Origin of the sequence: Butyrivibrio sp. CB08, from assembly GCF_003625485.1 — a bacterium.
Taxonomy (GTDB): Bacteria; Bacillota; Clostridia; order Lachnospirales; family Lachnospiraceae; genus Butyrivibrio.
Map to the genome: position 1 here is coordinate 231,363 of NZ_RAIR01000005.1, position 26,394 is coordinate 257,756.

A 26,394-nucleotide genomic window follows, 5' to 3' on the forward strand; every position below is an offset into this window, starting at 1 on the left:
AGGGTTTATTTTTTGTCGTCAGACATGTGGTTCTCAATAAGGCTGATAAGCTCGTTTGCGTCTTCTTTGCTGAGTTTGCCATTGCCTAAAAATGCGTTGACAAAAGCAGGAAGAGAGCCGCCAAAGCCTCTTTTTACCACGTGTTCACTCTCATGAGACTGTATGTCCTGTCTTGGTACGATAACGGATACAATGGAATCTACGTTCTGAACAATGTTCTTTTCGCAAACTTTCTTTAGCATGGTATATGTGGTGGATTTTTTCCATGATAATCCGCTTTCGCACAGTTTCACCAGTTTCCCGGATTCGATAGGAGCATTGTCCCATATGATATTCATTAACTTATATTCGCTCTCACTAAGCAGAAGGTCATCCATAATGTACTTTTAAACTCCTTTCGGGATGGAAATAATTGGTTTATAGCTATAGACCAATTTTAGTCTATAACCATAGACCAACAATGTCAACACATTTTATCAATTTTTTTGATAATTAAGTGCAAAATGAGCAATAATGCGTGTTTTCGGTGGTCTGTTTTTTCTTTTTCCTGTATTCTAGAGTAAGTAAATTAAGGGAGGAACAGCGTATGATAATCCAGGATATTGATAACGGACAGGCATTTGACTGGGGCAAGACATCTAAAGACTATGCAAAGTTCAGGGATATTTACCCACAGGAGTTTTATGATTACATACTAGGTCTTGGCCTTTGCAAGGACGGTCAGAAGGTCCTTGATATCGGTACTGGAGCCGGAGTACTCCCAAGAAATATGTACAAATATGGCGCAAAGTGGACTGGAACGGATATCGCTGATAATCAGATACAGCAGGCAAAAGAGCTTTCGGCGGAAGCGGGGATGGATATTGAGTTCTTTACATCTAAGGCAGAAGAAGTCTCTTTTCCCGATGACACATTTGACGTTATCACGGCGTGCCAGTGTATATGGTACTTTGACCATGATATCACTTCGAGGAGCTTTGCAAGGATGCTTAAGGCTGGTGGAAAGTTCCTGATCCTCTACATGGGATGGCTTCCGTATGAGGATAAGATCGCTGGAAGGAGCGAGGAGATCATCTTAAAGTACAATCCCAACTGGACAGCCTATGGAGACACGGTGCACCCTGTGTGGGTTCCAGATCAGTACCTGGAAACCTTTGAGCTGCTTTCGCAGGAACAGTTCAGAGTTGAGATTCCATTTACCAGAGAGGGATGGCACGGAAGAATGCGCGCCAGCAGAGGCGTTGGGGCTTCCATGTCTCCTACAGAACTGGCAGCATGGGATAAAGAGCACATTGAGATGCTTGAAAATGAAGCGCCAGAGAGATTTATGCTGAAGCACTATGTTTCTATTGCGCAGTTACAGGTGAAGAAGTAAACAGATAGCTGGAGGATGGGGAAATGGAGCTTAGAAAACTTAACAAAGAGGACATAGAGGCAGAATGGGCCTACACCACAGCTCTTCCTGAGGATGAGAATGGCCTTACAAATCCCTATCATGGGGTTTCACTGGAGGAGTACAAAGAGAAGGTGTTTCCCGCTCTGATGTCATACGAGCATCCTGTGGACATGCCCGACTGGTTCGTTCCGGAGACCTACTATTATCTGTGGGATGGGGATAAGCTGGTTGGCGAATTCAGGATCAGACACTACCTGACCGAGGCCCTCAGGAATGGATCAGGGCATATCGGATACAGCATAGCTAAGGAGTATCGCGGAAAGGGATATGGAACGGCTGGTTTAAAGCTCACTATTCCCATTGCAAAAGAGATCGTTCCGGAAGATGAGATATATCTTCGTGTGAACAAAGATAACATTGCGTCTCAAAAGGTTATGCTCAATAATGGTGCTTATAGGGCAGGAGAAGATGAGGGGCACTATTTCATGAGAATTGCTAAGTGAATGGTTCGCTTAAAAAGATAGAGACAGAACAAATTTAGGGGAAAGTATGAAAAAGAGGACGTTGCGATTTGTAATGAGTGTGGCATTAGCTTCCACTCTGCTTTTGGGAGGATGTGCGAAGGAGAAAGAAGTGCCAGTGGAAACACCAGAGGAAAACACAGAAATGATCGAACCTGAGACAGAAGAGGTACAGGAAGAAATTGAAACCTGGAAAACGCCAATAGAGGGACTTCCAGATGATTTTATCCTTGGAATGGATGCATCTTCACTTCTTGTTGAAGAAAAGAGCGGAGTAAAGTTCTTTAACGAGGACGGGCAGGAGCAGGACGCCCTTAAAACCTTTGCAGACGCCGGGATCAACTATATAAGGCTTCGTGTGTGGAATGATCCTTATGACGAGAATGGTAATGGCTATGGCGGTGGCAACAATGACCTTGATACTGCAATAGAACTGGGTAAAAGAGCTACTGACTACGGAATGAAGGTCAGCATAGACTTCCATTATTCTGACTTTTGGGCAGATCCCAAGCGCCAGCATGCACCTAAGGCGTGGGAAGGTATGAGCCTAGAGGAAAAGAGCGACGCTCTTTACGACTATACGAAAGAGAGTCTCTCAAAGCTCTTGGACGCCGGTGTTGACGTTGGAATGGTTCAGATAGGCAATGAGATAAATTACGGGATGTCTGGCGAGACCAAGTTAGATAATGTCATTTCACTCCTTAAAGCCGGCAGCATGGCGGTCCGGGAAGTTTCTGCAGATTATGGAAAAGAGATTTCGATAGTAGTTCACTATACAAGAATAATGGACAAGGCTGATGTGCTCACCCTTGTGTCTAAGCTTGTGGAGAATGATCTTGATTTTGACATGATCGGAATGTCCTACTATCCATTTTGGGACGGTGGAATGGACAATATGAGCAGAGTTCTGGAACTTATTCAGGAACGTTATGGCAAGAAGGTTTTCCTTGCAGAAACCTCATATGCATATACCACCAAGGACGGAGATGGCTCTGGCAACAGCTTTGGTGCTGGCGATAAAGTAGATGGATACGATGTATCTGTTGAAGGTCAGGCCAGCATCATCCATGATATTTGTGAGCAGGTTAATTACGTTGGCGGTCTTGGTGTCTTTTATTGGGAAGGAGCCTGGATACCAGTAGGGCCTGCAACTGCTGATAACTCAGCTATTTGGGAACAGTATGGCAGTGGCTGGGCAAGTAGCTATGCCTCAGACTATGACCCGGAGGATGCAGGTCTTTATTATGGCGGCTGTTCATGGGATAATCAGGCGTTCTTTGATTTTGACGGACATCCACTGGAGTCGTTAAAGGTCTTTGCATATATGAGAAAGGGCAATTGAGTAATGGGATCATTCATCAGACTGACGGACTTTAATAAAGATGAGCTATTAGAAATCTTTGAGATAGCTGACAATATAGAGAAATACGACGGTTTTCTTAAAGGGAAGACTGTAGTGATGTTTTTTCCTGCAAGCAGCATAAGAACCAGAGTCTCTTTTGAAAAGGGAATCTATCTTCTCGGTGGTCAGACTAATCTTTTTGACCCATCTACCCTTGATAAGAAGGAAGAAATCAAGGATGTCTGCGGTTATCTCCAGAACTGGGCAGATGCTGTTGTGGTGCGCTATAAGGACATAAACATGCTTGATAAAATGGCCAGTTCCATGGATGTTCCGGTGATAAATGCCATGACTGATGACAATCACCCCTGTGAAATGATGTCGGATCTATACGCACTTTCCAAGTTTAGGCCTGATTTTCTGAATGATGAGTACTTATTTGTGGGAGCAATAGGGAATATTGCAAAGGCGTGGAAGGAAGCGGCAGATACTTTTGGATTTTCTCTTTCTCAGTGCTGCCCTGATAAGTACAAGGTTCCTGGTGTTAAGTATTACGCGGATCTGAAGGAAGCTGTCACGGGAAAAGATATAATCTGCACCGATTCTATTCCAAAAGAGTTCCTGGGTGATTTTAAAGACTATCAGATCACAAAAGATGTTATGGATAAGGCAAACAAAGGGGCAGTTCTTAATCCCTGTCCACCATTTTACCGCGGCGAAGAGGTATCTGCAGATGTGATCGATTCGGATTACTTTGTGGGATATGACTTTAAAAAGAGTCTGCTAAATGTTCAGCAGGCGATAATAATTTACAGCATGAGGAGAGCAAAATTATAATGAAGTGAAAAACAGACCTTTATCCGTGTAAAGATAGGGTCTGTTTTATTTTTCTTATATCCTATTATCCAGGAGGAGTAAGAATATGAACAGGAAACTGATTAACTGGATTGGACTTACAGGACTTGCTGCACTAATATCTTATGCAGCAGCCGCATACTTTTGCAGAGGAGCTTTTCCGGGGTATAACTGGATGGAGTCTGCAGTAAGCGATCTTTCGGCAGAGACGGCGCCTTCAAGACAGCTTTGGGATAGACTTTCCGCTGTTTATTCGGCTGGAAGTGTGGTATGTGCCACATGCGTGGCAATATATGTTTCGGATAAAAAGATTTCAACCAAATTGTTCCGTGTAGGAATATATTTATTTACTCTTATGAATTGGATATCAAAGATCGGATATTCTATGTTTTCACTTGATGATGCAGGTAAAGACATTTCTTCATTTCAGGAAGTAATGCACATGATAGTTACCGTATTTGTTGTAGGTTTTTCAATAGTATCACTTCTTCTGCTGATCATAGCAGGCTTCAGGAATAAAGAAGTAAGAGGTGTCGGAATCTGGGCAGCTATATTTTTTGCCATGATGCTGATGGGCCCCATTGGTATGCAGGCACTTCCACCACAGTACTTTGGTATAGCTGAAAGATGCAGCATATATGCTACGATAGGATTTAATGCTATTCTAGGAATATATCTTTTTAACGGATTTGATACTAAAGGGAAGGAAATAGCAGCTAATGTATAAGAACATAATGTTTGATCTGGATGGAACAGTAACGGATTCAGGAAGGGCAATAATGTCCTCTGTTGAATACGCTCTTTCACATTTTGGGCTCACGGATCAGCCCATAGAAAAGCTTCATACTTTTATAGGACCATCGCTGTTTGACTCTTTTGAGAGAGAGTACAACATGTCTGAAGATGACTGTAATAAGGCTGTAAGTCTGTATAGAAGCATATATGAAAAAGAGCGAATGTATGACGTTGATATATATGACGGAATTCCTGGGCTGTTGGATGAGTTAAAAAAGAGCGGACATACAGTACTTCTCATAACCAGTAAACCACTGGTGTTTTCGGAGAAAATCCTGGAAAAGATCGGTCTGGCAAAGTATTTTGACCATATGGTAGGGCCAGATCTGTCAGATCATAGTTCTGATAAAAAGAGACTTATAGAAAAAGCTGTAGATGAATTCGGACTTAAAAAGAATGAATGCGTAATGATAGGCGATACCAGATATGACATCATAGGAGCGGTTGAGGCCGGTGTAGACAGTATAGCTGTAACTTATGGATATGGCAAAAATGAGGAGATGAAAGAAGCTGGTGCTACATATATGGCAGATTCTGTGCAAGAAGTTGCCGGAATCTTAAGCGTGAGCATCTGATAGAAGCGTTTAAAGTGAGGGAAGGATTGATATGGAATTTAGAAGATTGACCAAGCAGGACTTGGAGTCACTTTTGGAATTATATAAGCAGCTTCAGCCAGACGACGATCGATCGTCAATAGAAGCAAGCAGGGCTGTATGGCAGGAGATTGAGAAAAATCCTGACATACAGTATTTTGGAGCGATTGATAATGGCAAGGTGGTATCTACCTGCTATGCAGTATATATACCTAATCTTACAAGAAATAATCAGGGTATCTGCTTTATTGAAAATGTAGTAACTGATAAGGAATACAGGAACCAGGGACTAGCTTCGAGAGTTATAGATATGGCAGTAGCATTCGGGAAAGAGAGGCACTGCTATAAAGCTATTCTTCAAAGTGGTAGCTCGCGTGTGGATGCGCACCGGTTCTACGAAAATAAAGGATTTGATGGAAATTCTAAAAAGGCATTTGATATGAGGTTGGAATATGGAAAATAAATGTAATGCAGTGATCTTTGATCTGGACGGAACGTTATGGGACGCCAGAGATTGTGCGTGTGATATTTGGAACAGGGTTTTTGATAAGCACGAGGAAGTCAATCTTCGTATGACACAGGAACTTTCCTCAAGCCTGATGGGTAAGACTATGGAGGAGATTGGAGATGTGCTGTTTCCTGAATTACCTGTTGAAAAACGCCGGGAAATAACTGATGAAGCAGGAGTTGAAGAAGTAAACTATCTTAAGGAGAATGGTGCTATTCTCTTTAAAGGTATGGAGGATACAGTCTGCCAGTTGGCAAAAAAATATGATCTCTATATCGTAAGTAACTGCCAGGACGGATATGTGCCTGCATTCCTTGAGGCACATGGCATGGAATCCTATTTTAAGGATATCGAAATGTCAGGAAGAACCGGTAAGGACAAGGGCCATAACATTAAGCTTCTCATGGAGAGAAATGGTATAGAAAACGCCTGCTATGTTGGTGATACTGAGGGCGATGAGAAAGCAGCCAGGTTTGCGAAAATACCATTTATCTGGGCAGCATATGGATTCGGGAAAGCTAAGGCTCCAGATGCAGTTATTCATAGTATTACTGCTTTGCCAGAAGTGTTAACGATGTAAAAAAGCTTAAACTGATCCTTCTGGAATACTGGAAGATAGGTGACTCGGAGTTTGAGGAGATAAGGGCTACAAATTCAAATTTGAGGAGATAAATGGATGAAGAGAGAACTTGGAATTGCGCGTTGCGGATTGGCATGCTGCTTATGTTCCGAAAATGTAACCTGCAAAGGATGCAAACGTGATGGCTTCAAAGAACTTTCCTGGTGCAAGGATGCAGAGTGGTGTGAGGTACGTAGATGCGGTATTGATAAGGACCTGAACGGTTGTTATGAGTGTCAGCCAGCGGAATGTCGGAAAGGATTATATGCGGAGAAGATCAAGGCGAGGGCATTTGCTGAATTTGCGCGAAGATATGGGGTAGATGCACTTCTAGACTGCCTCGAACGGAATGAGGCGGCTGGAATAGTCTATCATCGTGAAGGAATTATGGGAGACTATGATGACTTTGATGATCTGGAGGAACTAATCTCTTTTATCAGAACCGGAAGCAGATAAAAGAACTTTAGAGGTTATGAGGGAGAATTGAAGCAACCAGGGAAAAAGGAGAACGCATATGTTTTGGGATAAGATTTCACCATTATATGACTTGTTTGAAAATGTATATAACCACAAGGTATACGCCGGTACAGGGAAAAAGGTAGCCGAATTTATTAATTCGACAGATGAAGTTCTTGAATGTGCTTGCGGAACAGGCGCTATTTCGGTATGCATTGCCAAAAAGTGCAGAAATCTTATAGCAACGGATTTTGCTTCCGGAATGCTTAGACAGGCAGCAAGAAAATGCAAAAAGCTAGGTAATGTGAGTTTCAAGCAGGCTGATATCACAGATTTAGAGTTCAATGATGGTTTCTTTGATAAGGTGGTGGCAGGAAATGTAATTCACCTGTTACCGGATCCGGGAAAAGCACTTGCAGAACTTGAAAGGGTTGTAAAGCCTGGCGGAAAGATAATTATACCTACATATATCAACATGTCAAAGAAGTCAGCTGGGTTAGCTGTAAAATTCGTAGAGTTTCTGGGAGCTGATTTCAAAAAGCAGTTTGATCTTGAATCCTACAAGTTTTTCTTTAAAGAGATGGGATATGATAACGTGGAATATCACGTTGTTGAAGGAAGAATGCCGTGTGCTATCGCGGTGATTAAGAAAGGATCTTGAATACCAATGAAGTTTAGCGATACTTGTGCTAAATGCATGTATGACAGACAGATAAAGAAAACGGATAACAAAGACTATCTGGCAGAAATAAAGGCAGTTCTGGATAACAGGCCTGATGACATTACAAGTCCTGAGCTTGTGGTTCAGTTCAACAAAATCCATGAAAAATACTTTGGACCATTACCAGATTACAGAGACAAGAAGGATGAATATAACAATCTGGTTCTTTCTATGGAAGACGATCTGCGAAAAGAGATCGAAAACAGTGAAGATCCCCTGGCTACGAGCATAGTTATGTCCAGGATAGGAAACTATATAGATTTTGTGGCACTGAATCAGGTTGATACAGAAACATTTTTAAAGCTCTTTGATAATACAAAAATGCGTGATGATGAGCAGCGAGTTTACGAGTCGTTCTGTGAAAAGTGCTCAAAGGCTACCAGCTTTTTGCTACTTACCGATAATTGCGGCGAGATTGTACTGGATAAGCTTATGCTTGAACAGATTAAGAAGAGATATCCGCAGATATCCATAAAGATTATGGTTAGAGGTGGAGAAGTATCCAACGACGCCACCTTGAAAGATGCAAAATATGTGGGCCTCGATAAAATCGGAGAAGTTATCACTAACGGTGCGAAAATAGCTGGTACAGTATATTCAAAGCTCTCTGAAGAGGCTAGAATAGCCGTTGACAGCGCAGATGTTATCTTTTCAAAAGGACAGGCGAATTATGAATCATTTGCAGGAGAAGGACATCATGCCTTTTTTACTTTTTTGTGCAAATGCGATTTGTTCATTAACAGGTTTAAAGTTCCGAAGCTTACGGGGATGTTTGTTGAAGAGTAATTTATGAATCATAACTTCATGAGGAGAACAACGATGAAAGTTTTTTTGCTTGAAGATGACAATGCCATAAGTATGGGACTTAAGTATTCTCTTGAAAAAGAAGGGTATGAAGTCACGCTTACGGAAAATGCCAAGGATGCCAGAAATGCCTGGAAAAACGGAACTTATAACATCTGCATTTTGGACATCAACCTTCCGGATGGCAACGGTTATGACGTGTGTAAGTTCATTAAGGAAAAAGAGGATGTCCCTGTGATATTCCTCACCGCCAGTGACGCGGAAGTAAACGTGGTCATGGGCCTTGAGATGGGAGCAGATGATTATATCTGTAAGCCCTTCAGAATCAATGAGCTTATGGCCAGAATTAAGACAGTGCTAAGGCGTTCCGGAAAAAGAACAGGCGGCGCAGGTTCAGGTGATGCATCCGTAGAAAAACTTGGAAATATCACTATTTACACTGGTGAAGCAAGGGTTACAAAAAAGGAGGAAGACACCTGGGAGGAGACAACTGTTGAACTCACAGCTCTTGAATACAGACTTCTTCTTACTTTTTGCAACAACAAAGGCGTGGTACTTTCAAGAAACCAGCTCTTGCAAGACTTGTGGGACGTAGCCGGGGACTATGTAAATGACAATACGCTTACGGTTTATATAAAAAGACTTCGCGATAAGATTGAAAAAGATCCGGCAGATCCGCAGATCATCAGGACTGTCAGAGGTATGGGGTATATTAGCTGAGAGAACTACCTAGTGAAGAACTTCCATGTGAGGAATTGTATGAGAAACCAAGCCTTTAGAAGAATCATGATTATTGGATCCGCTGTAACCATTTTAATGGCTTTTAGCGGATTCATTTTTGCAGGAATAACAGCAGGGATACTGCCCTTTATTACCGGGGCCATGCTCCTTGCTGTCTTTTTTTACTACACGAAAAAGAGGTATAGCAGGATAGAAGAACTAAACGACTATCTGGTAAAGGTTTTGTCAGGAAGTGATACACCTGACATCCTGAATCAGGAAGAGGGCGAGCTTTCGATCCTTGTAAACAATATATATAAAGCCTCATCCACCCTTAAGGCTCAAAATGAGATACTTAGTGACGACAAAAAGCAGCTTGCGTCCGCAATAGCAGATATAAGCCATCAGCTGAAGACGCCTCTTACATCCATGATGGTCATGAATGACCTTCTGGCTGTGGAAGACGATCCGGAAAAGCGCCGGGAATTCCTGCAAACCCAGTCCGCGCAGCTTTCGAGAATGAACTGGCTGATACAGACTCTCTTGAAGCTGTCAAAGCTTGATGCAGGAACCATAGAGCTTAAGAGGGAACAGCTTTCAGCAAAGGAATTGATGGCAGAAGTCATAAAGCCCTTTGAAATTCAATTCGAGCTTCGCGGAGTCTCATATAAACAAGATATTAAAGATATGTCCATTGTCTGCGACAAAAACTGGACTGTGGAAGCACTCCAGAATATCGTTAAGAACTGCATTGAGCACATGGACGCCGGAGGAGAGCTGGAAATTACTACCCTTGATACAACTCTCTTTGGCCAGATAACCATAAAGGATACAGGATGCGGAATCGCCGCCGAGGATATCCCTCACATATTTGAACGTTTTTATAAGGGCAAAAATGCAGGAAAAGACAGTGTTGGAATCGGTCTGGCATTGACTAAGGCTATCATAGAAGATCAGCACGGTGAGATTATAGTAAAGAGTGAGGAAGGTGTGGGCTCAGCCTTTGTTATCAAACTGTACAAGACAATTGTGTAATGTGACAAAAGTGTAATAAAACAGTCACTTGATTGTAATTTCAATATAATAACCTATTCTCAGAAACAAATGAGAAGGGAGAACAATGAAATGAAGATATTGGAAATAAAAAACCTGTGTAAGGTCTACGGAAGCGGAGAGACAAAAGTAGATGCTCTTAAGAACGTTTCCTTTGATATAGAGCAGGGAGAATTTGTTGCTATAGTCGGACCATCGGGTTCAGGAAAATCTACTCTGATGCATATTTTGGGCGGCGTTGATACGCCTACTTCAGGAGAAGTGAATATCTCAGGTACGGATATCAGTAAGCTGAATGAAACAAAGCTTGCTATTTTCAGAAGAAGACAGATCGGACTTATATATCAGTTTTACAACCTGATTCCGATCCTCAATGTGGAAGAAAACATGACTCTGCCGATTCTTCTGGATGGAAAGAAGCCGGATAAAAAGCTTTTAAATGATCTCGTTCAAAAGCTTGGATTATCAGAGAGAGTAGGACATCTTCCTAATCAGTTGTCAGGTGGACAGCAGCAAAGAGTTTCAATCGGAAGAGCGCTTATGAATCATCCGGCACTTCTTTTGGCAGATGAGCCTACAGGTAACCTTGATTCCGAGAACAGCAGAGAAATCATAGCTCTTCTTAGGAAATTCAATAAGGAGAACAGACAGACGGTTATCATCATCACCCATGATGAGAGAATAGCTCTTTCAGCAGACAGAGTAATAACAATTGAAGATGGTCAGATAACCCGTGACTCCAAGAGGGAGGAGGTGAGTGCGTAATGAATATCATATCAAAACTCACCTTAAGGCACCTTCTGGAGAATAAGAAGAGGACTATTGTTACAATTCTTGGAATTGCAGCTTCCACGGCGCTTATCACAGCCATACTGGTTGGCATATTCTCATTCTTTCAGTTTTTTGGAACCATCACCAGGCTTACGGATGGTGATGTACACGCTGTTTATGACAAGCTGACCTGGGAAGCTGTTCAGGCTCTTGAAAATGATTCCAGAATAAAATATGCAGGAACTGTCTGCAATGATCCAACCATCACAGGCATAAGGATGCTCACAGATAAAGAAATGCGTTTCAGGGTTGGCAATATTTTTAATGGCGGCGGGGATATATACAAGCAGCTCGTGGTTTCTGAATATGAGGGCAAGCTCCCCGAAACATCTGATGAAGTTGCCGTTGAAGAGGGATTTCTTAAGGATAATGGCCTTGACCTTCATGTTGGAGATACCATTATCTTTGAACTGGGAAACAGATATGAAATAGAACCTGATGGAACAAAGTATTATTATGCCGGATCATACAGATCTGAAGAACAGTTCGAAGTTCTTTCTACAGAGAGCGCTACTATTACGGCAATCCTCCATGGCAACAGACCGACAAAGGACTTTGATATCCTCCGTGGCATGGACTTTGGCACGGCCGTAGGGCTTAATGATGAAGGAAAACCATACCTTGATTGTCGCATAGCTTTAAAAAAGGCTGACAGTACTTCGGCAGTTCAGATACAGCAGATTGCCGAGGATTACGGTCTTCATATCGGGGATATGAACACTGAATTTTTGATAAGTGTTTTTGCTACCAAGGGAATGGGAGGCACTTACATTCAGCTGTTTATACTTATGGGAATAGCTCTTTTGATAGTGGTTGCCACTTCGGTCATCCTGATCTACAACGCTTTTGGAATGTCACTTACTGAGAAGGTGAGGTACCTTGGCATGCTGGCCAGCGTTGGAGCAACCAGGACACAAAAAAGATCATCGATATATTTTGAAGGACTGGTGCTTGGACTTATCGGAATTCCCCTGGGAATTCTGGCAGGGTGCGCAGGGGCTGCAGCAACTTTATCTGTCCTTGGAAGAAAAATTCTGGAGTCAGAAATTATTGCGGGGGCAGAGGGGATGCGAGGAAGTATTCCTATCATAGTTAATCCTTATGTTATTCTGGCAATCGTGATTATTTCTGCTGTGACAGTATTTATATCTGCTTTTGTTCCGGCGCTCAAGGCATCCAAGATAATGCCCCTTGATGCTCTTCGTCAGACAAATATTATAAAGCTTAAGGCCAGAAAACTTAAGGTTAATCCTCTAATAAGAAAAATCTTTGGTTATGAAGGTGAACTGGCCTACAAAAACATCAAGAGAAACGGATTTAAGGGAACAGTAATTGTGTTTTCCATGGCGGTTTCCATCATCATGTTTCTGACCATTGACTTTTTTGACAATACATTTATGAAGCTGAACCAGTATGAGGTTGATCTTCCGTGCAACATATATGTATCCTGCGGACTTGATGAAACAGACAGGTTAAAAGAGGAACTGGAGGCCCTTCCTGAGGTTGAAAGGGTTGTATCTGCAGACTATGTCACCTATCTTTTTAGGGATTACGATAATAAGCCCGATTTTGTTCCGGCAAATGGAAGCTTCCTGAATAAGGATTATCTTACAAATGACTACAAGCCGCTGTTTGACAGCCTTGACGGAGTTATGGTGGTGCTTGTGGATGATGCAGACTTTGATAAGCTTCTGGAAGACAACGGCCTTAGTACAGATGAGTATCATGGAAAAGAGCTAAAGGGAGTAATCCTGGACAGTTACCTCCATACTGAGAATGCTAAGCCCGTGTTCAACGAAAGCATAGTTGGCCAAAAGATCTTTTACGATGATCCGGAGAATAACCCACCGGTTGTTGAAGTTGGCGGAATTGTTAAGTACAAAAAGGATAGCTACGTTTGTAATCTTGTGCCCAAGAACACTGTGGATGTTTATGTTCCGGTATCCATGTACTATGAGAAGGCTCAGGAACACTTAGACAGAGAGGCACTTAGCTATACCTTTGGAGTGTTTACCGTAGGAGAAGCAGATGGCCTTGCAGAAAAGATCAGTGACATCACAACTTATGGCGGCTACACAAAATGCGTGGTTCAAGATCTGTCAGTGGCTATAAACGCCATGGATACAGTTTCTCTTATGCTTGAGACTGCGATGTATGGATTCACGATCCTTCTGACTCTTATCGCAATAGCCAATATCGTTAATACCATCTCAAACGCAGTACACATGAGAAGGCAGGAGTTTGCCATGTTCAGATCGGTGGGAATGGAAGAACAGGGTATTAAAAAGATGCTTCTTCTTGAGACCATCCTGTATGGAATAAGGGCTCTGGTCATTGGAATACCGGTATCAATTCTTTTTAGCTTCCTGATGTTTAACACAATTGAAAGCAAGGTATTTTCCTTTGAACTTAATTACCCTATGTATCTGATGATGGTTGTTGCAGTATTTATTATCATTGGATTCAGCATGCTACTTAGTGCATCAAGGATCAGGAACGACAGTATTATTGAGGCACTTAAGTGCGATACTATGTAAATGGACCACAGGGACGGGGTTGGTGGTCCAAAATGGAAAGATAGTTGGAGAATGTTGAGATGCAGATTGGCAATAAGATCATAGTGATTGGATGCTCAGGAAGTGGAAAAAGCACCTTTTCTAAGAAACTTCATGAAATAACACAATTACCGCTGATCCATTTAGACAATGTTTGGTGGAAAGCAGACAGATCACACATTTCAAGAGATGAATTTGATCAGCAACTGGATGAGATAATGCAGGGTGAGAAGTGGATCGTTGACGGTGATTACAGCAGGACTTACGAAGTGAGATTTCAAAAGTGCGATACTGTCATTTTTCTTGATTACAGTTATGATGAATGTATGAATGGGATAATTGGCCGTGTTGGACAAGACCGCTCGGATATGCCATGGACGGAGCAGGAGCTTGATCCAGAGCTTGTACAATTGGTTGAGAATTACGCTTCGGAGAATCGTCCGGTTGTGATGTCTCTATTCGAGAAATATCCGGATAAGAAAAAGATTATGTTCACTTCACGTTCTGAAGCAAGCGAGTGGCTGAAAAGGCTTGGGGAGACAAGATAATATGAATATTTCATTTACCGACGTGATACCAGATGTAGAAACCTACCATGATCTTCGGGCTTCAGTTGACTGGGCGGTTTTCTGCAAAGAACAGTCAGAGAAAGCGCTTAAGAACAGCTGCTACTGTGTCGTGGCCAAAGATGGGGATAACGCTGTTGCCATGGGAAGAGTCGTGGGTGACGGAATGTACTATACGATTGTAGATGTCATTGTTAGGCCACAGTATCAGGGACAAAAGATTGGTTCTTCAATAGTTAACAGACTGGTAGATCAGATTAATGCTGGAATTCCTGATGGAGGCAGAACATGCATCCAATTGATAGCAGCGCCTGGAAAAGAAGGATTTTACATTAAGCAGGGCTTTTCAGTTTTACCTGATGAGAGCTCTGGTCCGGCACTAAGAAAAGTTATTTATACTTAAAAATCATAAGCGGTGAGAAAACTGCAAAACTCAAAGCCGTGTAAAACAGGCCTTAATCCGTGTATGGATATGGCCTGTTTTTTGTTATGGGCTAATATATAATTACGTATATGGAGGAATCATTATGAAAATCGGAATTATAGGTTATGGCAGCATGGGAAAGATGTTGCTATGGAAGTTTTCAGAGAAGGGTAAGATTGAAAAATCTGATCTTCTGGTGTCAAACAGGACGAAAGATAAGCTTAACGAAACCAAAGATATTGCAGAAATAATGAGTAATCGTGAAGTGGCCAGTAGCGCTGATATCGTATTCCTGTGCGTCAGACCCTCCGATCTCAAGTCGGTAATTGAAGAAATAAAGGATGTACTCAAGCCGGAAACTCTGATGGTATCTTTGAATGGCAGCGTTTCTTTTGAATCTATCCATAAAGTAATTGGCAACAAAACAGCAAAAGTAATTCCTAGTCTTACGGCAGAAATTGAAAGATCACAGACATTGATTGCTTGCGATGCTGGTGTAACCGAAGATGATAAAAGAAAACTGAAGGCATTATTGGAAAATATAGGCGATGTCATTGAACTTCCAGAAAATGAAATAGGAATGGGTTCAGAACTGGTTAGTTGTATGCCCGGTTTTATAGCGTCGATTTTTGATGTAATCTGCACCTCCGCTGAGGGGCATACATCTATCCCTAAAGAGCAGATTGTAAAGATGGTTCTTTCCACCATGAGCTCAACGGGAGATCTTATGCTGCAGAAAGAGATGACCTTTAAAGATGTTGTAAAAAGAGTAGCTACAAAAGGCGGTATTACTGAAGAAGGCACAAGTGTCGTCTACAGAGATTTTCCCGCGGTTTCGGATCTTCTGTTTAAAAGAACACTTGAGAAAAGACGATTAACTACTGAAAAAGCAGAAAAAGACTTTTAAAAATAACTACGAAGCGGGTAGGAGGCATGTAAAAATGATCGGAGTTTATCTAAGCGGAACTGGAAACACAAAGCACTGCGTCGAGAAGCTGGTGCATTTGATCGATGAAACAGCACAGTGCACTCCATTAGAAGATTCTAGGATAGAATCATTATTGGAAAAAGAGGATACCATCGTATTAGGATATCCGACACAGTTTTCTAATGCTCCTTTTATGGTGCGTGATTTCATAAATAAAAATCATTCTCTATGGAAAGGAAAGAAGCTTTTTATTGTCAATACGATGGGGCTGTTCAGTGGCGATGGAACAGGATGTACTGCAAGACTTTTTAAGAAGCATGGTGCGGTAATTCTTGGCGGTATGCAAATAAAGATGCCAGATTCCGTTTGCGATAGCAAGCTTCTAAAAAAGAGTGTTGAAAAGAACAGACAGATTATAAAGCTTGCAGATAAGCGCATTGAAAAAGCTGCAGAGCAGATGAAACAAGGGAAATATCCCCAGGAAGGTCTGTCCTTTATTGCTCATATTATGGGTTTGTTTGGACAGAGACTATGGTTCTATCGTAAAACCACAGGATACACTGACAAATTGAAAATCAGCGATTCATGTATTGGCTGCGGTTTATGCAGCAAAAATTGCCCGATGAACAATATTCAGATGGAAGGCAACCGGGCAATTCCTGGAAATCGTTGTACGATGTGCTACCGCTGTATTAGTTCATGCCCGCAAAAAGCCATTACGCTTATTGGTGATACGGTGCATGAACAATGCCGATTTGAGAAGTATGTATGAAATTGTTTAGAGGTAAAGATGATAATACTTATTACAGGTTCTTCCCATGTAGGGAAGACGTTTCTAGCTCAGAAGTTACTGGAAAAATACAGATACCCATATCTATCAATTGATCATCTGAAAATGGGGCTTATTCGTAGTGGACAGACCACTTTGACGCCTGCAGATGATGATAAGCTTACTGAGTACCTATGGCCTATAGTCCGAGAGATCATCAAAACGGCGATAGAGAATGACCAGAACCTTATCGTGGAAGGATGCTACATCCCAGCTGACTGGCGAAAAGATTTTGAAAAGAACTATCTAGAGAACATTGAATTTATTTGCCTTGCAATGACAGAAAAATACATAGATGAGCACTTTGATGAGATCATAGGGCATGAATCTGCTATAGAATCCAGGCTGGTTGAGACAGATTGTACGATTGATGAGCTCAAACAGTGCAACAGAGGGTTCATCGATTCCTTCGGCCAGGCGGGCGAAAAAGTAACGCTTATAGAAGATAGTTTTGAAATGGTTATGGAGGGCCTATTAGACTGATTCGGCTAGAAAAAATCTGAAAAAGTGATTGACAAATTATAGGTAATATATTACATTAATTAAAACATGTAATATGTTACCTATTTATTTGCAAATAAGAGGATGAAACTATGAACTATGATGAAGCAATGAATATGAGTAAGGTTGAGTTTGGTCAGATGCCGCCACAGTCGTTTCTGCTTGGACTTTTAAGCGCGTTTGATAACAGATTTCAGGCTGCAGCGGATAATTACTTCAAGGATATTACCTGGAAACAGTTCTTTGCGATAATCTGCATTAATCTGTTCAAGGAAGCGCCTACACTTAATGATCTTTCAGATGTTATGGGCAGTTCCCATCAGAATGTAAAACAGATCCTGTTAAAGCTTGAGCAAAAAGGCTTTGTTACCATGGTCCCTGATCAGAAGGATAAGAGGAAGCAGAGGATTCATCTGACTGTTAAGTGCATGAAGTTCTGTCAGGAGAATGATAATCAGAGTCCGAACAGCGCCGATATCATAGGTCAGATCTTTGAAGGCGTCGATGAAAAGAGCCTTATCACAACAATTGAGACAATAATGCATATGGAAAGGAATTTAAGCAAACTATGAAGACTTTAGTTGTTTACACATCACAGACTGGATTTACAAAGAGATATGCTCAGTGGATCGCTGAGAGAATGAGCGCTGATATCCTTGATCTTAAGGATGCACAGAAAAAGGACGATAGCTCTTTTGCCGGATACGAAGCAATTGTATATGCCGGATGGTTGATGGCTGGAAAGGTCGTAAAGGTCAACTGGTTTTTTGAGAAGGCCAAGGGCTGGAAAGATAAGCACCTTGCGCTGGTAGCAGTAGGCGGAAGCCCTAACGACAATCCGGATGTGGAGACAGCACTTAAAGATATGCTCACAGAAGAGCAGAGTGCCTACATCAAGGCATTCTACTGCCAGGGCGGATTTAACTACGAAAAGATGAACCTGCCATCAAAACTTGCAATGAAGGCATTTGTCAGCACACTGAAAAAGAGTAAGGATGAGAAACAGAGAGAAGTGGGATCTTACATTGATCATTCTTATGACGTTTCTGACATCAAATTTATAGAACCTGTTGTAGCCTACCTTCAAGGAAACGTAGTAGCATAAGTAATGGGCCGTTAACTTTCACGGCCCATTTTTCTTTCGCGTTTATTTTCATACATCAGTTTATCTGCGCGCTGCAGGATCTTCTGGACAAGATTATCTTCGGATGGATCATAGACCGCAAAGCCTTTTGAAAGCCATACCTGTTCCCAGGGCTCTTCAGCTGATGCGTTGATATCATTGACGACGATTTCAAAACGTTCCAACAGGAAGTTTAAGTTATGGAAATCCTCGTGTTTCAGGATGATGGAGAATTCATCTCCGCCGACTCTGTAAACGGGGCTTCGCTTGAATACATCACTGATGGTACGACAGGCTTTTTCGATATATATATCACCTTTATCATGTCCGTACTGGTCATTGATGCGTTTTAATCCGTCACAGTCAAAAGTACCTATAGCAAAATTAGGGTCTATGGATCCGTTATTTATCTGTTCCTGCAATTCATCAATTGCGATTACAAAAGCGCCCTTATTCCTTACATGAGTAAGCGAGTCAATAAATATCTGTTCATTCAGGGCGTTGATATGAGCCTTCATATTACCTGCTAATTTCATGAATGACTTTGTTAGCCTGCCAATTTCATCATCTTTGTTGTATTGCAGATTCACATCGAAATTTCCCTTATCTACCTGCTCCGCAGCATCGATCAGCTGCTCAAGTGGCCTGGTTATGAACCCAAGAGTGGCAACCAGAAAGAATCCTGCTACGATCATTGCAATTACAGCACATATCAGGATGTTGATGATCAGTCCGCGCCATTCGCCCTCAGTTTCATCAACTGGAACGGTGATGTTAAGGTGCATGCCATTGCTAAGAGGAAGCCATACTGCCTTCTTAACTACTCCGTTATAGACATACTTTGCAGTATTACTACCATTCGTATAGCTATATGGCATCTTTTTGTCTTCATAATGAAGATTTACCACATCAATATATGGATGATAGAATAGCCTTCCATCATCACCACTAAGGAATGCATAGCCGTTATCATAGAACTTTATGCTGTCAACCTCTTTGGCCATGGCTGAATAGTCAAGTTCTATGCCCACTACTCCAATAAACTGCCCATTATAATAAATTGGTGCATCATAAGATATTACCCTGACGTCAAGGTTGTCTGTGATGTATGGAGGAAGCCAGATGGATCTTCCTTCAAATTTCGGAACGGTAAACCATACCAGTTTTGAAGTGTCGTTCACGTCATACTGCGTGATATCAGTCACAGTATGCTCTTTAAATCCTTTGCCATCTAGATTGGTGTACCAAAATCCCTTTACTGTAGATGAAATTGACGGGTCAATACGGTAATAATATGTCAGTATACCATCTGTCTGGGATATCGCGGATTCGAAAAATTTACGGGATCTTTCCATATGCGCTGCGAACTGTTCGTCATCAAGGCCATTAAGGTCGCTTTCGACAAGAGTTGTGATATTGTTTACTGAGCTTTCAACGCTGTCAAAATAATAATTCAGACTATACTGGCCATTTTCGCACAGCATAAGAAGAAGCTGATCTGACTTACGGCTTGCAGTGCTACGTATGAAGATCACGCTGAGAAGTGTGATAAACATAATGACTGCGAATATCACACAGAGCATGGTAACAGTTAGTTTTGATCTTAGTGAGCGCATTCAGTTTCTCCTCGCTTTGCTTATTCATAATTGTAGCATTGCGAAGAGTTTTGCTTCTAAATTTTGTATTAAAAGTTGATGAAAAAAAGAATATTACAGATAACTATAAGCTCCCTTCCCAAGAAATATGGTAGTATGATGGAGTAGTACGATAATTGGAGGCGGATATACTCTATGGAAAACCAATTTTCTAGAACAGAATTATTACTGGGAGAAGCTGCAATGGAGCGCCTTGCAGGGTCCCGGGTAGCGATATTTGGTATTGGCGGCGTTGGCGGCTATGTTTGCGAAGCATTAGCTCGCAGTGGCGTTGGCAGCTTTGATCTTATCGATGATGACAAGGTATGCCTCTCAAATCTAAACCGCCAGATCATTGCAACACAGAAAACAATAGGCCGATACAAGACAGATGTCATGAAGGAAAGAATTCTCGATATCAATCCAGAAGCGGAAGTAAACACGCATCAGTGCTTCTTCCTTCCGGAAAACGCTTCAGATTTTCCTTTTGAGAAGTACGATTACGTAGTAGATGCCATAGATACTGTCACAGCTAAGATTGAGCTGGTTATGCAGTGTCAAAAGCTGGGAGTTCCTATCATCAGCTCTATGGGAGCTGGAAACAAGCTGGATCCTTCGGCTTTTCGTGTCGCTGACATCTACAAGACCAACATAGATCCTCTGGCAAGAGTTATGCGCCGGGAGCTCAAAAAGAGAGGCGTTAAAAAGTTAAAGGTGGTCTATTCGGAAGAAACACCGATACAGCCTGCTGGAGCAGCGGAGAGTAGCGATGTAGCCGACAGCCACAGCGCCAAACGTAGGAGTATCCCTGGCAGCACAGCCTTTGTCCCTTCTGTTGCGGGGCTCATCATTGCTGGAGAAGTGATCAAGGACCTGACAAAGTAAAGTAAAAAAATGAGGGGAATTATAATTAATATGAAATCAAAACGAAGTGTGATTCCAATCATAACGGAATAGAACAATTAGAAAAAGAGTGTAAAAAAGGTCGTTATCCGTGTAGATAGCGGCCTTTTTTGTGTTACATGGTATAAAGGAAGACGAATAATATAGCGAAAATAAGGAGATGATTACCATGAAATCGGAAAAGATAAATCATGAACCCCCAATATTGTTAGTTATTGCAGTGGCCTTAGCAGTTGCACTTGCGGTAGGCGCAGTGTTTTCTCGTTTTGGAGGATTTGGAACCGGAAAGTGCGCGGATAAGACTTCTTTTCAAACTTATGCCAAGGCAATAAATGAGATCGAGATTCCTGAAAGCGCAGAAATCATTGCATTAGGGGAAGCAACTCATGGAAACGCCGAGTTTCAGAAATTAAAGCTGGATATCTTTAAAGTTATGGCAGAAAAATACGGTATCAGAGCTTTCTGCCTTGAAGCAGATTATGGTTGCTGTGAAGCGGCCAACCGCTATATCCACGGCGGAGAAGGAACCGCACAGGAAGCGGCCGCTGCAACCGGATTTGCAATTTATCGCACTCAGGAAATGGCAGAACTTCTTTCCTGGATGCGCACATGGAACGAGACCGCAAAAGAAGGAGATGACCTGCGATTCTATGGATTTGACATGCAGAGAATTGAATATAACTACGAATATCTGCTGGAAGCCGCGGAACAGGCCGGTCTGGATACGACCGAATTGAAGGCTATATGGGATGAAGAAGCAAGGGAATATGTAAAAGATCTCGACCGCGAAAAAAAGCGGAGGGTTCTTGAAACAATCCAGGATCAGCTCGCTAAATTAGATGAAAAGGGTGCAGAATTTGCGAAAATACTGCTTGAGAACGATAGCGTCTTTGATTTGGATGCGGGCTCAGGAGCCAAAACGCGTGATCAGATGATGTCAGAAAATGTTCTTTGGATTCTTGATCAGGAAGCGAGCTATGGATGCAGTCGTATTTTTTTGAGTGCGCATAATGGCCATGTGGAACAAAATGGCTCTTATGGCCCACAGAGCAAGGTAATGGGAAATCTGTTGGCTGATGTGGTGGGAGAAGATCGTTATTATGCAATCGGAACGGATTTCTATAAGGCGAAGGTTAACCTTCCACGTAGGGATCGCAGCAGGATGACTCATACATTTTATTCATATGATTCGATGGCTAAGGCTGCAAAGGAATGCGGATATGATCAGTGCTGGCTGGATTTTGCATCAATTCCACAGGACTCACCGCTTTATGGATCGGCTTATAAATACGGCTGGATGGGAAGTGTAGGTGAAGGTTACAGCGTGGTCATGAATGTTTTTCCGATGACTTATCGTGTATGGCGCTGCCCTGCGGAATGCTATGACAGCATGATTTTTGTGGCAGATGCACATCCAACCACAATTTCAGATTAGTTTTGGAGGGGGCTATGAAGCATAACGATAGCGGTGCTAAATGTGTGAAACCAAAAGCTGGAAATCTTTTGTTCATGATAATAGCAGGAATTATACTTATCCTGGTTGCATTAGCTCTTTTGTTCAGACATGAACTCAAAACCTTAAGCTCTCTGAAAGAAAGAAGCACTGGCGCATATACCATGACATATGACGGAGATTATGGATTTGATGAATTCCTTGAAACCGGAGCAAGCAGTGATAAGGACATAGAAATATTTGTGACTAAAAGGCTGTTAAAAGGGCTTCCGATCAAGCTCAACGTCACAGATGCAGGGTGCACTGCTTTTGTTACCAGAAATGAAGAGGGCGATGTAATCTATGGAAGGAATTTTGATTTTACATACGCTCCTTTCGTGCAGGTGTATACCAATCCCGATAATGGTTATGCTTCTGTTTCCACAGTGAATCTTTCCTTTGCAGGATATGGCGACGATAACCTTCCTACATCAGGAATCGCCATCAACAACTTTCTGACTCTTGCTGCGCCATTCCTTCCCTTTGACGGGATGAATGAAAAAGGCGTGAGCATGGCTCTTTTGGCTGTACCAGAAGCAGATATGAAGAACGATGACAACAAGGTCACTCTAAATACAACTACAGCGATACGACTGGTACTTGATAAGGCAGCTACTGTTGATGAGGCTATAGAACTCCTAAAGCAGTACAATATCTATTTTTCTGGAGATGTAACCTGTCATTTTCTTATAGCGGACGCCTCAGGAAGGTCAGTGATAATCGAGTATTATGATGGCGCTCTTCAGGTTATAGAGGCTGATACTGACTATCAGATAGCTTCCAACTTCATCGCATATCACGATCTTAAGATAGGAGAAGGATTTACGGAGTTTGAGCGTTATGGTGCCGTCGAAGAGGTTTTAAAGAGCAACAATAATATAGTCACAACTGATGAATGCGCAGATCTGTTAAACAAAATAGGCGTCTACAACAATGGCATTGATATGCTGCAATGGTCGGTTGTGTATAACCTCACTGATAAGACAGGCCTTATCTGGCCTCACAGGAACAGCAGTCAGGCGTGGGATTTTGCCATCAAAAAGGAGGAGAAACAAAAATAAAATGTTTGAATCAGAGTACGCAAGATGTGAGTATATTGAAAAAGACAATGTGGTTTTTCACACCTGGAAAAAGGAAGCCCATTATGATGACTACCGTGATCCGGTAAAAGCTTCACTTGAACTGCTTAGAGATCACGAGAATAGTGTTTTCATTGTAGATGCCAGAAACGGATTTGAGGATGTTCCGGAAGATGTTGAATGGGGATTTAAGTGGTTTCTGCCAGAACTTAAGAAGACGGGTTGTAAGATATGGGGATTTATCCTGCCACAGGTTTGCCAAATAGAAGGCGAGATAGATCTTTGGACAAAAGAGATTGAGAAAAACTTCCGTGTGATTCGTGCAGAATCTTATGAAGATATTGTGAAACAGATAGGAGTGGGTGTGTAATTATGGAGATTAAGAAGCTGGAATATGATCTTACGGTTTGTAAGCTGCAGGGTGTAGAGGATATTGATTTGAGCAGAGAATTTTTCTTTATCTGTAAGACTGATGAAGAGATTTCACTAGTTTGCAAAACGGAGGACGTTCCTCAAAATACGCTGGCAAGGGATGAAGGCTGGCGCGGTTTTCGCATTCAGGGAGTGCTGGATTTTTCCTTGATCGGTATTCTTTCGAAAATTTCAGGAATCCTGGCTGATAACAATATCAGTATATTTGCGGTTTCTACCTATAATACGGACTATATCCTTGTTAAAAAAGAAAGCTTTGACCATGCCATGGAAGTCTTGTGCAGTGCTGGATATTCTGTGATTTGATTTAGAGTGAGGAGAACGTATATGAAAAAAGTCAAATATATCAAAAGTAATGCATTTACAGCCGGACAATCCCTAGGAAATCCAGCTGCAAGCCTTTTTCTTGATGATGAAAACTTAAGCGCAGAGCAGATGCAGACCATTGCTGCCGAGCACAAGGGCTTTGTGATGGAAGTCGTGTTCTGTAATAGTTCCAAGGTCGCAGACTGCAAGCTTACTTATTTTTCTTCGGAATGTGAAGTTGATTTTTGCGGCCACGGAACCATAGCGACCATGTATTCAATGATTGCAGCTTCTCCTGATATGCTCGAAAAGTCTGAGATCATGGCAGAAACAAACCGCAAGGGAATTGTTAAAGTTTATAATTCAATCAAAGAAGAAGATGCGGTTTATATCAGTGCTCCGGAGCCCGTTGAATATCCAGTAAAGCTCGCCAACAATGAAATTGAAGAAGCTCTTCGCCTTCCTCAGGACAGCATCAGAAGTGACCTTCCTGTTCGTATTATTGACGCAGGTCTTAAGACTCTTATTGTTCCAATCAAAGACTATGAGACTGAAATTTCAGTATTCCCAAATGAAGCGAGCCTTAAGGAGTTTTGTCTTGGCAATGATATAGATATCATCCTGATTTTCTCAAGGCAGACTTCCAGCGAGGATTTCTTTGCTCATTCAAGAGTTTTTGCGCCTAAATTCGGATATCTGGAAGATCCAGCCACAGGCTCAGGAAACAGCGCATTTGCAGATTATCTTTTAATGGAAGGCCTGTGGGATGGAAGCACTGCCTCAATAGAGCAGGGCGGCAACGACAGGATATTCAACACCGTAAAAATCAAGCAGTATGACGGACTTATCTTGTTCGGAGGAAAAGCAACTGTTAAAATCGAAGGCGAATATTACATTTGAGAGGCGAAAATGATGGAAACAGAGAGACTCATACTTAGAGAGTATACAAAAGACGACTTTGATGCATTATATGAAATATTGTCAGATCCGGAGACTATGCAGCATTATCCTGCTCCATTTGATGAGGCCAGAACTATGCGATGGATAGAGTGGAATCTGGAGAACTATGCCCAGTACGGTTTTGGGCTGTGGGCACTTGTCCTTAAGGAAACCGGAGAATTTATCGGAGACTGCGGCATTACTATGCAGAATATTGATGGGGAGATACTTCCAGAGATTGGATATCACGTTCATAAAAAGTACTGGAGACGCGGCCTGGCAAAAGAAGCTGCCCGGTATGTACGTGACTGGGTGTTCCAGAACACTGATTACGATACGATATACTCCTACATGAAATATACCAATGTAGCCTCATATTCCACAGCAATGGCCAATGGCATGAAAAAAGTAAAGGAATATTCTGATCCAAAAAACGAGATATCCTATGCTTTCGCGATAACCAGGGAAGAATGGGAAAAGCTCTCCTTATTGAATAACTATGGAAAACTTGATTTTTAGTCTCAATGCAACAATGCCAATCTTCTTACTGATGGTTCTTGGATATATATTTGAAAAGATTGGCCTCATAAATGAAGCGGCAGCAAAATGGATGAACAAATTTGTATTTAAGCTTGCTCTCCCGATGCTTTTGTTCAGGGATCTGGCTCTTCAGGATTTCAAAAACTCCTGGGACGGCAAATTTGTTTTGTTCTGCATTCTTGTTACGATCCTGAGTATCGCATGCATAAGCATAGTCTCACTAATCTTCATAAAAGACAAAGGAGAAAGAGGAGAGTTTATTCAGGGTTCTTACAGAAGTAGCGCAGCTCTACTGGGAATTGCTTTTGTTAACAACATTTACGGTTCAGCCAGTACAGGAATTGCACCTCTGATGGTACTTGGAAGTGTACCTCTTTATAACATATTTGCAGTAATTATCCTTACAGTTACCGCTGATGATAACGGCAAATCTAGTGTGAATAAAAAAGTCCTCATCAAAGATACGCTTTTTGGAATTATTACAAATCCAATCATTCTGGGCATTGTTATCGGAATGTGCTGGTCACTTATCGAAATCCCTATTCCAAAAGTTCTTGATAGCATTACAGCGCAGATAAGCGCACTGGCAACCCCACTTGGCCTCATGTCCATGGGCGCGACCTTTGATATTAAAAAAGCGTCAAAAAACATAAAGCCGGCTTTGATTGCAAGCTTTGTAAAGCTATTTCTTCTTGTAGCCATTTTCATGCCAATAGCAGTAGGCATGGGCTTTGTAGGAGAACAGATAATAGCAATCCTTGTAATGCTGGGATCTGCCACAACCATCAGTTGTTATATCATGGCTAAGAGCATGGGGCATGAAGGAACCTTGTCCAGCAGCATTATTATGATAACCACGCTGGGATGCGGTTTTTCACTTACATTCTGGCTGTTTATCCTAAAATCAATCGGTGTAATATAAGTCCTAA

General features: G+C 41.9%; 32 protein-coding genes. 30 read left to right on the forward strand and 2 right to left on the reverse strand.

Features of this window, described 5'->3' with window-relative positions; genetic code table 11:
• Window positions 1–5 precede the first annotated feature (5 nt).
• Window positions 6–377, reverse strand: coding sequence for a BlaI/MecI/CopY family transcriptional regulator (locus D6855_RS10900; protein ID WP_120740914.1), 372 nt, complete (start codon window positions 375–377; stop codon window positions 6–8).
• A gap of 209 nt (window positions 378–586) precedes the next feature.
• On the opposite strand from D6855_RS10900, the gene D6855_RS10905 reads away from it, so the two are divergent.
• The 22 genes from D6855_RS10905 (at window position 587) to D6855_RS11010 (ending at window position 18,122) form a co-directional block, all read left to right on the forward strand.
• Window positions 587–1,375, forward strand: coding sequence for a class I SAM-dependent methyltransferase (locus D6855_RS10905; protein ID WP_120740916.1), 789 nt, complete (start codon window positions 587–589; stop codon window positions 1,373–1,375).
• 23 nt (window positions 1,376–1,398) lie between these two features.
• The gene (locus tag D6855_RS10910) at window positions 1,399–1,899 is read left to right on the forward strand and encodes a GNAT family N-acetyltransferase (protein WP_120740919.1); all 501 of its coding nucleotides are present in this window, start codon (window positions 1,399–1,401) and stop codon (window positions 1,897–1,899) included.
• A gap of 46 nt (window positions 1,900–1,945) precedes the next feature.
• Complete coding sequence (locus tag D6855_RS10915) at window positions 1,946–3,259, forward strand: glycoside hydrolase family 53 protein (protein ID WP_120740921.1); 1,314 nt, start codon at window positions 1,946–1,948, stop codon at window positions 3,257–3,259.
• A 3-nt stretch (window positions 3,260–3,262) separates the two neighbouring features.
• Complete coding sequence (locus tag D6855_RS10920; RefSeq protein WP_120740923.1) at window positions 3,263–4,096, forward strand: ornithine carbamoyltransferase; 834 nt, start codon at window positions 3,263–3,265, stop codon at window positions 4,094–4,096.
• A gap of 85 nt (window positions 4,097–4,181) precedes the next feature.
• Window positions 4,182–4,841, forward strand: coding sequence for a DUF998 domain-containing protein (locus D6855_RS10925; protein ID WP_120740925.1), 660 nt, complete (start codon window positions 4,182–4,184; stop codon window positions 4,839–4,841).
• Entirely contained in the window at window positions 4,834–5,484 is a 651-nt protein-coding gene (locus tag D6855_RS10930; protein ID WP_120740927.1) for an HAD hydrolase-like protein, read from the forward strand. Before D6855_RS10925 ends, D6855_RS10930 begins: the two co-directional genes overlap by 8 nt.
• Before the next feature lie 31 nt (window positions 5,485–5,515).
• A complete protein-coding gene (locus D6855_RS10935; protein WP_120740930.1) occupies window positions 5,516–5,965 on the forward strand; it encodes a GNAT family N-acetyltransferase in 450 nt (149 codons plus the stop codon).
• A complete protein-coding gene (locus tag D6855_RS10940; RefSeq protein WP_120740932.1) occupies window positions 5,955–6,590 on the forward strand; it encodes an HAD family hydrolase in 636 nt (211 codons plus the stop codon). Before D6855_RS10935 ends, D6855_RS10940 begins: the two co-directional genes overlap by 11 nt.
• 96 nt (window positions 6,591–6,686) lie before the next feature.
• Complete coding sequence (locus D6855_RS10945) at window positions 6,687–7,085, forward strand: DUF3795 domain-containing protein (RefSeq protein WP_120740935.1); 399 nt, start codon at window positions 6,687–6,689, stop codon at window positions 7,083–7,085.
• Window positions 7,086–7,143: 58 nt separating this feature from the next.
• On the forward strand, window positions 7,144–7,746 hold the full coding sequence (locus D6855_RS10950) for a class I SAM-dependent methyltransferase (RefSeq protein WP_120740937.1): 603 nt from the start codon (window positions 7,144–7,146) through the stop codon (window positions 7,744–7,746).
• A 6-nt stretch (window positions 7,747–7,752) separates the two neighbouring features.
• Window positions 7,753–8,592, forward strand: a complete 840-nt coding sequence (locus D6855_RS10955; RefSeq protein WP_120740940.1) for a damage-control phosphatase ARMT1 family protein — start codon at window positions 7,753–7,755, stop codon at window positions 8,590–8,592.
• A 33-nt stretch (window positions 8,593–8,625) separates the two neighbouring features.
• Window positions 8,626–9,330, forward strand: a complete 705-nt coding sequence (locus D6855_RS10960) for a response regulator transcription factor (protein ID WP_120740942.1) — start codon at window positions 8,626–8,628, stop codon at window positions 9,328–9,330.
• A gap of 39 nt (window positions 9,331–9,369) precedes the next feature.
• Window positions 9,370–10,365, forward strand: coding sequence for a sensor histidine kinase (locus D6855_RS10965; RefSeq protein WP_120740945.1), 996 nt, complete (start codon window positions 9,370–9,372; stop codon window positions 10,363–10,365).
• Window positions 10,366–10,455: 90 nt separating this feature from the next.
• Entirely contained in the window at window positions 10,456–11,148 is a 693-nt protein-coding gene (locus tag D6855_RS10970) for an ABC transporter ATP-binding protein (RefSeq protein WP_120740948.1), read from the forward strand.
• Window positions 11,148–13,751 carry an ABC transporter permease gene (locus D6855_RS10975; RefSeq protein WP_120740951.1) on the forward strand — a complete coding sequence of 868 codons (2,604 nt, stop codon included), beginning with the start codon at window positions 11,148–11,150 and terminating at the stop codon, window positions 13,749–13,751. The genes D6855_RS10970 and D6855_RS10975 overlap by 1 nt, the downstream gene beginning before the upstream one ends.
• Window positions 13,752–13,810: 59 nt before the next feature.
• Window positions 13,811–14,317, forward strand: a complete 507-nt coding sequence (locus D6855_RS10980) for an adenylate kinase (RefSeq protein WP_120740954.1) — start codon at window positions 13,811–13,813, stop codon at window positions 14,315–14,317.
• Complete coding sequence (locus tag D6855_RS10985) at window positions 14,301–14,738, forward strand: GNAT family N-acetyltransferase (protein ID WP_243111891.1); 438 nt, start codon at window positions 14,301–14,303, stop codon at window positions 14,736–14,738. The genes D6855_RS10980 and D6855_RS10985 overlap by 17 nt, the downstream gene beginning before the upstream one ends.
• A gap of 124 nt (window positions 14,739–14,862) precedes the next feature.
• Window positions 14,863–15,666 carry an NAD(P)-binding domain-containing protein gene (locus D6855_RS10990; RefSeq protein WP_120740959.1) on the forward strand — a complete coding sequence of 268 codons (804 nt, stop codon included), beginning with the start codon at window positions 14,863–14,865 and terminating at the stop codon, window positions 15,664–15,666.
• 34 nt (window positions 15,667–15,700) lie between these two features.
• Entirely contained in the window at window positions 15,701–16,459 is a 759-nt protein-coding gene (locus D6855_RS10995) for an EFR1 family ferrodoxin (RefSeq protein ID WP_120740962.1), read from the forward strand.
• A gap of 18 nt (window positions 16,460–16,477) precedes the next feature.
• Window positions 16,478–16,999 carry an AAA family ATPase gene (locus tag D6855_RS11000; protein WP_120740965.1) on the forward strand — a complete coding sequence of 174 codons (522 nt, stop codon included), beginning with the start codon at window positions 16,478–16,480 and terminating at the stop codon, window positions 16,997–16,999.
• Between the two features lie 110 nt (window positions 17,000–17,109).
• On the forward strand, window positions 17,110–17,589 hold the full coding sequence (locus D6855_RS11005; RefSeq protein ID WP_120740968.1) for a MarR family winged helix-turn-helix transcriptional regulator: 480 nt from the start codon (window positions 17,110–17,112) through the stop codon (window positions 17,587–17,589).
• Window positions 17,586–18,122, forward strand: coding sequence for a flavodoxin domain-containing protein (locus D6855_RS11010; protein WP_120740971.1), 537 nt, complete (start codon window positions 17,586–17,588; stop codon window positions 18,120–18,122). The genes D6855_RS11005 and D6855_RS11010 overlap by 4 nt, the downstream gene beginning before the upstream one ends.
• Window positions 18,123–18,133: 11 nt before the next feature.
• On the opposite strand, the gene D6855_RS11015 is transcribed toward D6855_RS11010, so the two are convergent.
• Entirely contained in the window at window positions 18,134–19,756 is a 1,623-nt protein-coding gene (locus D6855_RS11015) for a sensor domain-containing diguanylate cyclase (RefSeq protein ID WP_120740975.1), read from the reverse strand.
• Between the two features lie 174 nt (window positions 19,757–19,930).
• On the opposite strand from D6855_RS11015, the gene D6855_RS11020 reads away from it, so the two are divergent.
• From D6855_RS11020 to D6855_RS11055, 8 genes are all read left to right on the forward strand, one after another.
• A complete protein-coding gene (locus D6855_RS11020; protein ID WP_120740976.1) occupies window positions 19,931–20,659 on the forward strand; it encodes a tRNA threonylcarbamoyladenosine dehydratase in 729 nt (242 codons plus the stop codon).
• A 187-nt stretch (window positions 20,660–20,846) separates the two neighbouring features.
• A complete protein-coding gene (locus D6855_RS11025; protein WP_120740978.1) occupies window positions 20,847–22,112 on the forward strand; it encodes an erythromycin esterase family protein in 1,266 nt (421 codons plus the stop codon).
• A 14-nt stretch (window positions 22,113–22,126) separates the two neighbouring features.
• Window positions 22,127–23,230 (forward strand): linear amide C-N hydrolase, encoded by a 1,104-nt coding sequence (locus tag D6855_RS11030; protein ID WP_243111893.1) that lies wholly within the window; start codon window positions 22,127–22,129, stop codon window positions 23,228–23,230.
• Window position 23,231: 1 nt separating this feature from the next.
• Window positions 23,232–23,618 carry a hypothetical protein gene (locus tag D6855_RS11035; protein ID WP_120740980.1) on the forward strand — a complete coding sequence of 129 codons (387 nt, stop codon included), beginning with the start codon at window positions 23,232–23,234 and terminating at the stop codon, window positions 23,616–23,618.
• A 2-nt stretch (window positions 23,619–23,620) separates the two neighbouring features.
• The gene (locus tag D6855_RS11040; RefSeq protein WP_120740982.1) at window positions 23,621–23,986 is read left to right on the forward strand and encodes an ACT domain-containing protein; all 366 of its coding nucleotides are present in this window, start codon (window positions 23,621–23,623) and stop codon (window positions 23,984–23,986) included.
• A 21-nt stretch (window positions 23,987–24,007) separates the two neighbouring features.
• Entirely contained in the window at window positions 24,008–24,886 is an 879-nt protein-coding gene (locus D6855_RS11045; RefSeq protein WP_120740984.1) for a PhzF family phenazine biosynthesis protein, read from the forward strand.
• Window positions 24,887–24,895: 9 nt separating this feature from the next.
• Window positions 24,896–25,444 carry a GNAT family N-acetyltransferase gene (locus D6855_RS11050; protein WP_120740986.1) on the forward strand — a complete coding sequence of 183 codons (549 nt, stop codon included), beginning with the start codon at window positions 24,896–24,898 and terminating at the stop codon, window positions 25,442–25,444.
• Window positions 25,425–26,387, forward strand: a complete 963-nt coding sequence (locus D6855_RS11055; RefSeq protein ID WP_120740988.1) for an AEC family transporter — start codon at window positions 25,425–25,427, stop codon at window positions 26,385–26,387. The genes D6855_RS11050 and D6855_RS11055 overlap by 20 nt, the downstream gene beginning before the upstream one ends.
• Window positions 26,388–26,394: the final 7 nt, after the last annotated feature.

What these genes read in the sequence shown, in the direction of transcription:
- D6855_RS10935 (WP_120740930.1), top strand. Translation starts at nt 5,516, where the DNA reads ATGGAATTTAGAAGATTGACCAAGCAGGACTTGGAGTCACTTTTGGAA.
- D6855_RS11035 (WP_120740980.1), top strand. Translation starts at nt 23,232, where the DNA reads ATGTTTGAATCAGAGTACGCAAGATGTGAGTATATTGAAAAAGACAAT.
- D6855_RS10905 (WP_120740916.1), top strand. Translation starts at nt 587, where the DNA reads ATGATAATCCAGGATATTGATAACGGACAGGCATTTGACTGGGGCAAG.
- D6855_RS11010 (WP_120740971.1), top strand. Translation starts at nt 17,586, where the DNA reads ATGAAGACTTTAGTTGTTTACACATCACAGACTGGATTTACAAAGAGA.
- D6855_RS11045 (WP_120740984.1), top strand. Translation starts at nt 24,008, where the DNA reads ATGAAAAAAGTCAAATATATCAAAAGTAATGCATTTACAGCCGGACAA.
- D6855_RS10965 (WP_120740945.1), top strand. Translation starts at nt 9,370, where the DNA reads ATGAGAAACCAAGCCTTTAGAAGAATCATGATTATTGGATCCGCTGTA.
- D6855_RS10930 (WP_120740927.1), top strand. Translation starts at nt 4,834, where the DNA reads ATGTATAAGAACATAATGTTTGATCTGGATGGAACAGTAACGGATTCA.
- D6855_RS11015 (WP_120740975.1), bottom strand. Translation starts at nt 19,756, where the DNA reads ATGCGCTCACTAAGATCAAAACTAACTGTTACCATGCTCTGTGTGATA.
- D6855_RS11025 (WP_120740978.1), top strand. Translation starts at nt 20,847, where the DNA reads ATGAAATCGGAAAAGATAAATCATGAACCCCCAATATTGTTAGTTATT.
- D6855_RS10950 (WP_120740937.1), top strand. Translation starts at nt 7,144, where the DNA reads ATGTTTTGGGATAAGATTTCACCATTATATGACTTGTTTGAAAATGTA.
- D6855_RS10920 (WP_120740923.1), top strand. Translation starts at nt 3,263, where the DNA reads ATGGGATCATTCATCAGACTGACGGACTTTAATAAAGATGAGCTATTA.
- D6855_RS10980 (WP_120740954.1), top strand. Translation starts at nt 13,811, where the DNA reads ATGCAGATTGGCAATAAGATCATAGTGATTGGATGCTCAGGAAGTGGA.
- D6855_RS10910 (WP_120740919.1), top strand. Translation starts at nt 1,399, where the DNA reads ATGGAGCTTAGAAAACTTAACAAAGAGGACATAGAGGCAGAATGGGCC.
- D6855_RS10990 (WP_120740959.1), top strand. Translation starts at nt 14,863, where the DNA reads ATGAAAATCGGAATTATAGGTTATGGCAGCATGGGAAAGATGTTGCTA.
- D6855_RS10900 (WP_120740914.1), bottom strand. Translation starts at nt 377, where the DNA reads ATGGATGACCTTCTGCTTAGTGAGAGCGAATATAAGTTAATGAATATC.
- D6855_RS11040 (WP_120740982.1), top strand. Translation starts at nt 23,621, where the DNA reads ATGGAGATTAAGAAGCTGGAATATGATCTTACGGTTTGTAAGCTGCAG.
- D6855_RS10945 (WP_120740935.1), top strand. Translation starts at nt 6,687, where the DNA reads ATGAAGAGAGAACTTGGAATTGCGCGTTGCGGATTGGCATGCTGCTTA.
- D6855_RS11055 (WP_120740988.1), top strand. Translation starts at nt 25,425, where the DNA reads ATGGAAAACTTGATTTTTAGTCTCAATGCAACAATGCCAATCTTCTTA.
- D6855_RS11020 (WP_120740976.1), top strand. Translation starts at nt 19,931, where the DNA reads ATGGAAAACCAATTTTCTAGAACAGAATTATTACTGGGAGAAGCTGCA.
- D6855_RS10940 (WP_120740932.1), top strand. Translation starts at nt 5,955, where the DNA reads ATGGAAAATAAATGTAATGCAGTGATCTTTGATCTGGACGGAACGTTA.
- D6855_RS11005 (WP_120740968.1), top strand. Translation starts at nt 17,110, where the DNA reads ATGAACTATGATGAAGCAATGAATATGAGTAAGGTTGAGTTTGGTCAG.
- D6855_RS10955 (WP_120740940.1), top strand. Translation starts at nt 7,753, where the DNA reads ATGAAGTTTAGCGATACTTGTGCTAAATGCATGTATGACAGACAGATA.
- D6855_RS10995 (WP_120740962.1), top strand. Translation starts at nt 15,701, where the DNA reads ATGATCGGAGTTTATCTAAGCGGAACTGGAAACACAAAGCACTGCGTC.
- D6855_RS10960 (WP_120740942.1), top strand. Translation starts at nt 8,626, where the DNA reads ATGAAAGTTTTTTTGCTTGAAGATGACAATGCCATAAGTATGGGACTT.
- D6855_RS10915 (WP_120740921.1), top strand. Translation starts at nt 1,946, where the DNA reads ATGAAAAAGAGGACGTTGCGATTTGTAATGAGTGTGGCATTAGCTTCC.
- D6855_RS10975 (WP_120740951.1), top strand. Translation starts at nt 11,148, where the DNA reads ATGAATATCATATCAAAACTCACCTTAAGGCACCTTCTGGAGAATAAG.
- D6855_RS11050 (WP_120740986.1), top strand. Translation starts at nt 24,896, where the DNA reads ATGATGGAAACAGAGAGACTCATACTTAGAGAGTATACAAAAGACGAC.
- D6855_RS11030 (WP_243111893.1), top strand. Translation starts at nt 22,127, where the DNA reads ATGAAGCATAACGATAGCGGTGCTAAATGTGTGAAACCAAAAGCTGGA.
- D6855_RS11000 (WP_120740965.1), top strand. Translation starts at nt 16,478, where the DNA reads ATGATAATACTTATTACAGGTTCTTCCCATGTAGGGAAGACGTTTCTA.
- D6855_RS10925 (WP_120740925.1), top strand. Translation starts at nt 4,182, where the DNA reads ATGAACAGGAAACTGATTAACTGGATTGGACTTACAGGACTTGCTGCA.
- D6855_RS10970 (WP_120740948.1), top strand. Translation starts at nt 10,456, where the DNA reads ATGAAGATATTGGAAATAAAAAACCTGTGTAAGGTCTACGGAAGCGGA.